Below are 8159 nucleotides of genomic sequence, written 5' to 3'. Positions count from 1 at the left end.
AGCCAGCCTATTTAAGTAAGGTTGACGCTCAAGCGCTGCGACGCGAAGATATTAATGGCGCTTTACAACCGCAGCTGCGACGGTTTGCTGTGGATAGTAGTCGCACGAATGCGGATTTGTTTAGGGAGATTGGCAATATTGCTGGTTTGAACTTGAGTGAATTTGGCTTGCCTTCGCAGAATCGAGGCGATGTGTTGTAGCTTTTGGCTAGAGTTTTTCGGCGATGGATTAAAGGTAGCTTCGCCCCGCCTGGATACAAAAGCCATACTCGTGAGTATTCGCACGGACCATAAACAATCGTTATACTCCCTGATTTTTAACGATTGTAGGATTTCTGATGAAAATTGCACAAGATGCTGTAGCCACGATTAGCTATAAACTCAGTGAAGATGGCGGTACTTTGTTGGAGCAAAGTGATGACGGTATTCCAATGGCTTATTTACATGGTCATAAAAATATTTTAGCGGGTTTAGAGGAAGCGTTGGAGGGGCATGAAGAAGGTGCGGCGGTAACGGTGACCCTATCTCCAGAGCAAGCTTACGGCGTCGTTCAGCCCAACGCTTTGCAGAAAGTACCTGTGAAGCACTTGGCAGGGAAATATAAGCGTTTATTGCCCGGCATGTTGGTTAAGGTCAATACCGAGGGTGGCGCACGAGATGCTCGTATTGTTAAAGCGGGTAAGTTCATGGTGCAGCTGGACATGAATCACCCCTTTGCAGGCAAGACGCTTACGTTTGATGTTGTTATTCGGGACGTAAGAGCAGCAACACCTGAAGAGTTAACTCATGGCCATGCGCATGGTTTGGGCGGTCACCACCATTAATCCTTCAGTATTTATTCTTAGGGGTGTGCACGGAATAAGTTGCTGGAATTTGGGTTTGTGGGTGCTTGCTTGACGAGGCGAAAATATGGCGTAATAGCCGGCTATTGCAAATATTTTTAACGAAGGCAAGCGTGCCCCCAGGAATTCAAAAACGGGAAGTTATTTCATGCACGCCCCTTAGTTGTTTAAATTGAACGGCGCGGCTATTGCCGCGCGGCTTTTAAGTTCGGTGGCGTTTGCTGGTGGCTGCACCTGAAAGGATTAATATCTAGCCCTCCGCGACGCGTATAGCGTGCATATACCCAAAGTGCTGAAGGCTTTAAAGTTTGCCAAATGTCACAGTACATTTGTTCTACGCAATTTTCGTGAAAGTCTTGATGTCCTCGGTAGCTCACAATATAAGCTAAAAAACTCTCTTCTTGCAGTTTTGCCCCTTCGATTTCAATCCATACGCTGGCCCAATCCGGCTGGCCTGTTACAGGGCAATTACTTTTGAGTAAATGGCTGTTTAAACGCTGTGTTTCATCACTGGGTGTTGCCGTTAATAAATGTTGTGATGGCGTGTAGCAGGGGGATGCTAGTGCTAAATTATCGACACAAGTAAAGCGCGTAAGTTGTGTTGCTGGATGCTGGTAATCATCCAATGCGGTAATGGTAATATCCACTTTTCCGCCAGAGGCTAGGGTTAAATCCTGCTGTAGCTTTTGTGCGATGCCTTCATCAGTTATTTGAGTTTGATTAAACGAATTCAAATAGTATTTGAATGATTTAGATTCAACGATATGGCTACTGTTGGCTGAAAAAGTAAATTCAGCAACGGCTACGCGTGGTTTCCCTGTTAGGTCTAACCACGACAACTCATACCCTGTCCATATATCCACGCCTTTAAAAGCCTGCGTCGGTAAATGTTGCCTGCAAATATCGCGGGCAATCGGTTGTAGTAGGGTGGGGTTGTATTGATCTTGGTAAGCCTGCTGTTTGCCTAAGGCCAATTCAAGACCGAAACGGTTGTTATCTGTCATTGTTAGTACCTATTGTCTTAGGCGTTGGCTTTTTTCGAGTAGGAACCAACACACCGAATATAAAATGATGACCATAAAAATAAGGCCGGTAAGTGATGCTGCAATATTGATATCGCTAATGCCTAACATGCCGTAACGAAAGCTATTAACCAAGTATAAAATAGGGTTGAATTGAGAAAGGATTTGGCCAAATTCTGGCAGCATATCGATGGAATAAAAGACGCCGCCAAGATAAGTAAGTGGCGTTAATACAAACGTAGGGATAATATTGATGTCATCAAAACTATTGGCAAAGGTCGCGTTAATAAAGCCGGCTAGGGCAAATAAAATAGCGGCCAGCATGATTACGCTTAGTGTAATCGCAATACTATGAATGTGGATGTCGGCAAAGAAAAAAGACAGCGCAGTGACTAGCAGGCCGATAATTAAACCGCGTAAAGCGCCACCGGCAACATAGCCGGCAATAATTACACTGCTAGGGGTTGGGCTAACTTGTAATTCTTCAATGCTGCGGTTGAGCTTGGCGCTAAAAAAAGAAGAAACCACATTGGCGTAACTATTATTAATCACTGCCATCATCACTAGGCCAGGTACGACAAAAGCAATGTAAGGCGTACCGCTCATTTCACCAATACGCTCACCAATTAATTTACCAAAAATAATAAAGTAAAGGCTCATGGTAATGACGGGGGGCAGTAACGTTTGCACCCAAATGCGGGTGAAACGCTTGACTTCTTTACGGACGAGTGTGGAAAAGGCTATCCAGGTTTGCTGTGCGTTCATTTTGTCCCCTTATTGACTAAGTTTACAAAAAGCTCTTCTAAGCGATTGGCTTTGTTGCGCATGCTAGAAATTACAATTTTGTGCGAAGATAAATGTTCGAATACAGCATTCAGTGTTTGCTTTTTTTGAATAACAACTTCCAATGTATGTGCATCTGTACGAGTGATGTCGTAACCCGCTAAGTCAGGAATGGTGGCGGGTAGCGCGTCGGCATCAAGAATAAAAACTTCTTTATCTAGCCGTTTCAGCAATTCTTTCATACTGGTATTTTCAACGATCTCACCGCCGTTAATAATGGCAATGTTACGGCACAAGTGCTCGGCTTCTTCCAAGTAGTGAGTCGTTAATATAATGGTGGTACCCGCTTGGTTGATTCTCTGTAAAAAAGCCCACATGGATCGGCGTAGTTCTATATCGACACCCGCGGTGGGCTCGTCTAGCACCAGCAGCTTAGGTTCGTGTACCAGTGCGCGGGCAATCATCAAGCGCCTTTTCATGCCGCCGGATAACATGCGGGCAGGGGTGTCGCGTTTATCCCAAAGCTCGAGCTGCTTAAGTAATTCCTCTGTCCGGCTTGTGGCTTTGGCTTTTGGGATGCCGTAATAACCCGCTTGATTCATCACAATGTCGGATACTTTTTCGAACATGTGAAAGTTAAATTCTTGCGGGACTAAACCAAGGTGTTGTTTGGCTTCACTAAAATGGGTGTCTATGTTGCAACCAAAGATAGAAACATGACCGTCGGTTTTTTTAACCAGCGAGCTAATAATGCCAATGGTGGTAGATTTACCGGCCCCGTTAGGGCCCAGTAGGGCAAAAAAATCGCCGGGTTCAACGGAGAGGTCGATACCTTTGAGTGCGGTAAAGCCGTTGTTGTAAGTTTTTTGAAGGCCGGTAATGGCCAAAGCGGCAGTCATAAAAACGCCCCAATCTCTGTAAATAGAATGAGGCGCTATGGTAGGGGAATGTGGTGCTGGGCACCACCTTAATAGATCTAAAAGTTGTAAGTGCCAACGCCTTGAAAGTTAACAAAGCCCCTTTTTCGGTCGGGGAATTGTGTGAAATAAGCGGCTTTAATCGGCGTAAGATCGAAATCTTGCTCCGTCGTAAAGAGCGCTTCGCAATCATCGTTAACATCTTTCGTGAAAAAGCTTTCTGTTGCCACGACTAACCCGTCAGCGGGTTCAAGCCATGTGGTGTAGGCATGAAAGTGTACGGGATGTTTTTTGCATCCCGAGTAGCTGGCACTCGCGGTCATTATGTCGCCATTGATTTCTGCGCTGGCGAATTGAGCTTTAAAACCGGCTGCAGGTTCTGGCATGTCCAGCTGAATGGGCTCGTGCTGGAAAGACACCAAACCTTCAATGCCATAGGTGTCACAGCTAGCGTTAAAGCTTGTCATCGCTAGCGCGGCGCCAGCGCTACAGGCGTTGCCAAAGGTTTTGTATTCATGGCTTTCACAGGGCGAGGTAATACAAACAGTATTCGTTGCATCCTTGGCGCAAACGGGCATGTAAATCGCAGGGCAAGCTACCAGTTGGTCGTCAATTGGCTGACCTTCTAATTTGCCACATTCGCCATCAAACAAAACCGGTGACTTCGCCGCTTCAGCGGTGCAGCGGTTGCCGTAGGTTTTGTATTCTTCGGTGGGGCACGGTGTAGTCACACACTGAATGCCGGTATTGAACGATGCGCAAACGGGATTGTAGTATTGATCGCAGACCACGGGGTTGTCGTCCACGCGAGGGAGGGTAAGCCTATGCTCATCCAGGATGGTGACGTCAAAGCCGTGTCGGTTAACTTCTATGACCAAAGGTTGTATGCGGTTTTGCGTGTGAACGTGTAGCTCGCCAAGCTGGCAGTCGTAGTGACCAGATTCGCGAATATCGCCGTAGCCAAAGATGACTGTATTCGGGCTATCGCCAAAATCCAAAAAGGTTGGGCCTTCCAGTGGGCTGGTGGTGATGCTAGGTGGCGTACTGTAGCGGCTGCCTCGTACATTCTCACAGGGCGTGGAGTTATAAGACGCATCGCTGTAGGTATAGGTGATTAGCTTGCCGCCTAACGGGTTGAGCTCAAAGCTTTTTCGTTCGTCCTCAAGTGTCAGGATGTGCTCGGTGGGTTCGCCGCTATCAATCGTAAGAATGACTTGATCGTCTCGGCAAGCGTAACTGCCCGATAGGATAAAGTCTGACTGAAATAGGCTTAGCGCGCCATTGTCAAAATTGATGCTCCAGTGCACTTTGCTGATGCCTTCTGGTGTGGCGCCACCTTCTTCCAAGGTTTCAGAGTAGTAAGTTCGGCCGTCCATCAAATTGCATAAGGAGGCGGGGATTGGCGGTAATATCGAGTCATCACAGTATATCGCTTCTACGATTGCAGCATCTTCACCGCGCACGCCACAAAAATCGGCAATGCGGTATTCAACCGCGCAGTCACCGAGTGGGCATGCGCTGGCGTTAGGGGTAATTGCGTAGCAGGTTGGGGCGCCGGGTGGTGGTTCTGGACTGTCGCAGATATCAACAACTGCGCCTTCATTCGTGCAGCTGCCATTGTAGTTTTGAACCGAGCCATTGGGGATGGCATCACATTGGCTGAGTGTGTCGTAAACCCATTCGTTAGCGGTATTTTTAACCATGTAACAAGCAGCGGGCATTGGGTTATCACAGGGTTTAGCGTTAGGGTCGATGGTGGTGCCGTCACATCCAGAGAGTACAGTGCCGATACTCAATGCCAGTAAGCTTAGAGAGTTGCGAATCAACATGGGTTTTATCCTATTTTTTTATTAATATCCGGCGTAACTATTCAGCCATGCTCGAATAGACCGGCAAATTGATCATTTTCTGGGCCGCTCAGGCCATCCTTGGGCGCTATGCAAGCGTTCCCGACGCTTGAATACCCAGAAAATAATCAATTCGCCTTTTAGGTAGGCATTATTTCTAACCCACCTGAATAGTTACTATTCGGCAAGCCTAGCGCGCTAAATGAAGGGCGTCTGTTACAAATTGTAAAAAAGGTGAGCCAGTACTCGCGCGGCTTTGCGTATAATGCGGCGTTTTTGCCATAGAGTGTGTTATGTCTTCTTTAAGTGTGATTGAAATGTATGCGGGTATTGGGCCCGATGGTAAGTCGGTAGCGGAAAAGCTACAAGTTAATGTGCGAGATGATGATGCTTGCCAGCTGGTGCGTTCACCAGCGTTTGTTAAAGGCTTAGCGGCGGGAGATGTTGTTAAACTCGACAAAGAAAGTGGCCAGTTTGAGTTGATTCAGCGCGGCGGCAACTTATCCATTCGTGTGTACAGTAAGGCGGATATTCGCCCTGTTGCCGAGCTGCTAACGCCTAAACTCGAAAAGCTGGGTGGTGATATGGATATCGAAACGCCTCGCATGTTGGTTTATAGCATTCATGTTAGCTGCGGCTTCGAAGCGATCGAGGCTATTTTGAATGAAGGCATGCGCGATGGTAGCCAATGGTTGTATAGCAATGTCTATAGCCAAGACGACGGTCAAACACCGCTAAATTGGTGGCAAGATATCCTTAAACCACAGTAGGGCGCCCTTATGTTGTTAGTTATATCGCCAGCAAAAAATCTCGACGAAACCTCTACTTTGCCTTCTGTTCGGGCGACACAGCCAGCATTGCTCGACCATGCGCAGGTGTTAATTCAACAATTGCAAACATTGGCCCCGCATGATGTGTCGGCATTGATGAAGCTCTCCGATAAGTTGGGTGGGTTAAATTACGAGCGTTTCCAAGCTTGGTCGCAACCCTTTACCGTAAAAAATGCGCGGCCAGCGGCTTTAACGTTTAATGGCGATGTTTACCAAGGCTTAGATGCGGCCAATTTTAGTGCGGTAGAGTTCGCTTTTGCCCAAAAGCATTTGCGTATCCTTTCCGGTCTTTATGGCTTGTTGCGCCCGCTCGACCTTATGCAGGCTTACCGGCTGGAGATGGGCACAAAGCTGGCCAATGAGCGCGGTAAAGATTTATATGCATTTTGGGGTGAGATTATTACAGATGCGCTTAATGCTCAGCTGAAAGCGCTCAAAAGCGACACTGTGATCAACTTGGCTTCTGGTGAGTATTTCAAAGCTGTTAAAGTTAAGCAGTTGGCCGCAACGGTGATTGAACCTGTCTTCAAAGATTATAAAAATGGCCAGTATAAAATTATCAGTTTCTACGCGAAAAAAGCACGAGGGTTGATGAGCGCCTATAGTATTAAGAATGCACTAACAAATCCTGACGATCTTAAGGCGTTTGATGTTGATGGCTATGGTTTTAATGAAGCTATGACCTCGGGTGATAAATGGGTGTTTACGCGTAAGCAATAACGCTCCTTAAACCGTTTCAGGGACAACACGTTGCGGTGAGGTAGGCGATAATGCCCATAAAAATACTAGTGGCCGATGACGCCACCTTTGTGCGCGATATGATTAAACGTACTTTACGGCAAATGCTACATGGGGCCGAGTTATACGAGGCCCCAGATGGCGCCAAAGCCCGCACCCTCATTAAGCAAAAAATACCCGACTTAATATTGTCAGATTGGGAGATGCCGGGTTTAAGTGGCGAAGAGCTGCTGCACTGGGTTCGCGAAAACCCTGCCAGCGCAAGCGTTCCCTTTATTATGATTACCAGTCGCGGCGACCGAGATCATGTTATGGCGGCGGTAAAAGCGGGTGTTAACGATTACATCTGCAAGCCATTCACACCCGAAGAACTCACTCGGAAAGTCGCTAAGCAACTCAAAAAATTAAAGATCCCCTTAAAGCCAGGTCAAGACCCAGATCAAAAAGCTTCAGCTTTTAGCTCTCTTGGTGTTTTGACTGGTGGGGCGCCTAAAACGCTGTCGAAAAATACCAGCGAAGTCCCGGCTGCATTTTCACCGGCTGCAGCTGCAGTTAAACCTGTAGCAAAAGAAAAATCCAATACAAATGCGCCGCCGCCTTTTAAGGGGAAAGCCGTTTTACGCTTTGCAGGCTGCGAGCCACAAGATTGCATCGTGAGAGAGGCATCACTGCAGTCAATCGGTGGTTTTCTTGCACGTCCCGATAAATGCCCCACGGTATTTGACCAAGCTGTTGTCGATTTGGCGGACCCTGAAGGCAACCTTATTGCCACCCTAAATGGGTATGTTCATAGTGTTCTAGCTGTCGAGCCCAACCCCGCCAGCCGAGGTATCAAGGTAGTTGTGCGTTTTGTGGATGAGGACCCCGAAAAACTCGAAGCCTTATCACTTCATTTGCAAAAATAATGAGCAACTATTCAGCCATGCACAAATAGGCCGGAAAATAGATCATTTTCTGGGTCGCTCAAGCCATCTACGATTTTGTGCTCCTGCAAAATCTACCCGCACGCATCCATGCTGGGGCTGGGTGCTATACAAGCGCTCTCGACAAATATGCTCCTGCATTGTCTACCACTTTGCTGTCCTGCAAGGCCCGGCGCTTGAATGCCCAAAAAATAACCCCGCAACCATATTTTAAGCTCATTTTTCTGGCGATTTAGTCATGATGAAAAACGAAAATTG

9 protein-coding genes are annotated in these 8159 nt (G+C 47.2%); 5 read left to right on the top strand and 4 right to left on the bottom strand.

The window, feature by feature from the left end; translation table 11 throughout:
* Both AC3A8L_RS17630 and AC3A8L_RS17625 read left to right on the top strand, forming a co-directional pair.
* Positions 1–200 (top strand): hypothetical protein (locus tag AC3A8L_RS17630; RefSeq protein WP_487963589.1); only part of this gene is annotated, 200 nt, incomplete at its 5' end.
* 137 nt (positions 201–337) lie between these two features.
* Complete coding sequence (locus tag AC3A8L_RS17625; RefSeq protein ID WP_487963588.1) at positions 338–823, top strand: FKBP-type peptidyl-prolyl cis-trans isomerase; 486 nt, start codon at positions 338–340, stop codon at positions 821–823.
* A 203-nt stretch (positions 824–1026) separates the two neighbouring features.
* On the opposite strand, the gene queF is transcribed toward AC3A8L_RS17625, so the two are convergent.
* The 4 genes from queF to AC3A8L_RS17605 all read right to left on the bottom strand — a co-directional run bounded on the left by queF (position 1027) and on the right by AC3A8L_RS17605 (position 5392).
* Positions 1027–1845, bottom strand: coding sequence for an NADPH-dependent 7-cyano-7-deazaguanine reductase QueF (gene queF, locus AC3A8L_RS17620; RefSeq protein WP_487963587.1), 819 nt, complete (start codon positions 1843–1845; stop codon positions 1027–1029).
* Between the two features lie 9 nt (positions 1846–1854).
* Positions 1855–2628, bottom strand: a complete 774-nt coding sequence (locus AC3A8L_RS17615; RefSeq protein ID WP_487963586.1) for an ABC transporter permease — start codon at positions 2626–2628, stop codon at positions 1855–1857.
* Entirely contained in the window at positions 2625–3545 is a 921-nt protein-coding gene (locus AC3A8L_RS17610; RefSeq protein ID WP_487963585.1) for an ABC transporter ATP-binding protein, read from the bottom strand. The genes AC3A8L_RS17615 and AC3A8L_RS17610 overlap by 4 nt, the downstream gene beginning before the upstream one ends.
* A gap of 77 nt (positions 3546–3622) precedes the next feature.
* Positions 3623–5392 carry a hypothetical protein gene (locus AC3A8L_RS17605; RefSeq protein ID WP_487963584.1) on the bottom strand — a complete coding sequence of 590 codons (1770 nt, stop codon included), beginning with the start codon at positions 5390–5392 and terminating at the stop codon, positions 3623–3625.
* 311 nt (positions 5393–5703) lie between these two features.
* On the opposite strand from AC3A8L_RS17605, the gene AC3A8L_RS17600 reads away from it, so the two are divergent.
* The 3 genes from AC3A8L_RS17600 to AC3A8L_RS17590 are packed head-to-tail and all read left to right on the top strand — an operon-like array spanning position 5704 to position 7883.
* A complete protein-coding gene (locus tag AC3A8L_RS17600) occupies positions 5704–6180 on the top strand; it encodes a DUF4265 domain-containing protein (RefSeq protein ID WP_487963583.1) in 477 nt (158 codons plus the stop codon).
* 9 nt (positions 6181–6189) lie between these two features.
* Positions 6190–6960 carry a peroxide stress protein YaaA gene (yaaA, locus tag AC3A8L_RS17595; RefSeq protein ID WP_487963582.1) on the top strand — a complete coding sequence of 257 codons (771 nt, stop codon included), beginning with the start codon at positions 6190–6192 and terminating at the stop codon, positions 6958–6960.
* Between the two features lie 50 nt (positions 6961–7010).
* A complete protein-coding gene (locus AC3A8L_RS17590) occupies positions 7011–7883 on the top strand; it encodes a response regulator (RefSeq protein ID WP_487963581.1) in 873 nt (290 codons plus the stop codon).
* Positions 7884–8159 lie beyond the last annotated feature (276 nt).

It is taken from the genome of Marinagarivorans sp. (genome assembly GCF_982758155.1).
This window is presented reverse-complemented; position numbering and strand designations above follow the sequence as displayed.

What these genes read in the sequence shown, in the direction of transcription:
- AC3A8L_RS17625 (WP_487963588.1), top strand. Translation starts at nt 338, where the DNA reads ATGAAAATTGCACAAGATGCTGTAGCCACGATTAGCTATAAACTCAGT.
- queF (WP_487963587.1), bottom strand. Translation starts at nt 1,845, where the DNA reads ATGACAGATAACAACCGTTTCGGTCTTGAATTGGCCTTAGGCAAACAG.
- AC3A8L_RS17615 (WP_487963586.1), bottom strand. Translation starts at nt 2,628, where the DNA reads ATGAACGCACAGCAAACCTGGATAGCCTTTTCCACACTCGTCCGTAAA.
- AC3A8L_RS17610 (WP_487963585.1), bottom strand. Translation starts at nt 3,545, where the DNA reads ATGACTGCCGCTTTGGCCATTACCGGCCTTCAAAAAACTTACAACAAC.
- AC3A8L_RS17605 (WP_487963584.1), bottom strand. Translation starts at nt 5,392, where the DNA reads ATGTTGATTCGCAACTCTCTAAGCTTACTGGCATTGAGTATCGGCACT.
- AC3A8L_RS17600 (WP_487963583.1), top strand. Translation starts at nt 5,704, where the DNA reads ATGTCTTCTTTAAGTGTGATTGAAATGTATGCGGGTATTGGGCCCGAT.
- yaaA (WP_487963582.1), top strand. Translation starts at nt 6,190, where the DNA reads ATGTTGTTAGTTATATCGCCAGCAAAAAATCTCGACGAAACCTCTACT.
- AC3A8L_RS17590 (WP_487963581.1), top strand. Translation starts at nt 7,011, where the DNA reads ATGCCCATAAAAATACTAGTGGCCGATGACGCCACCTTTGTGCGCGAT.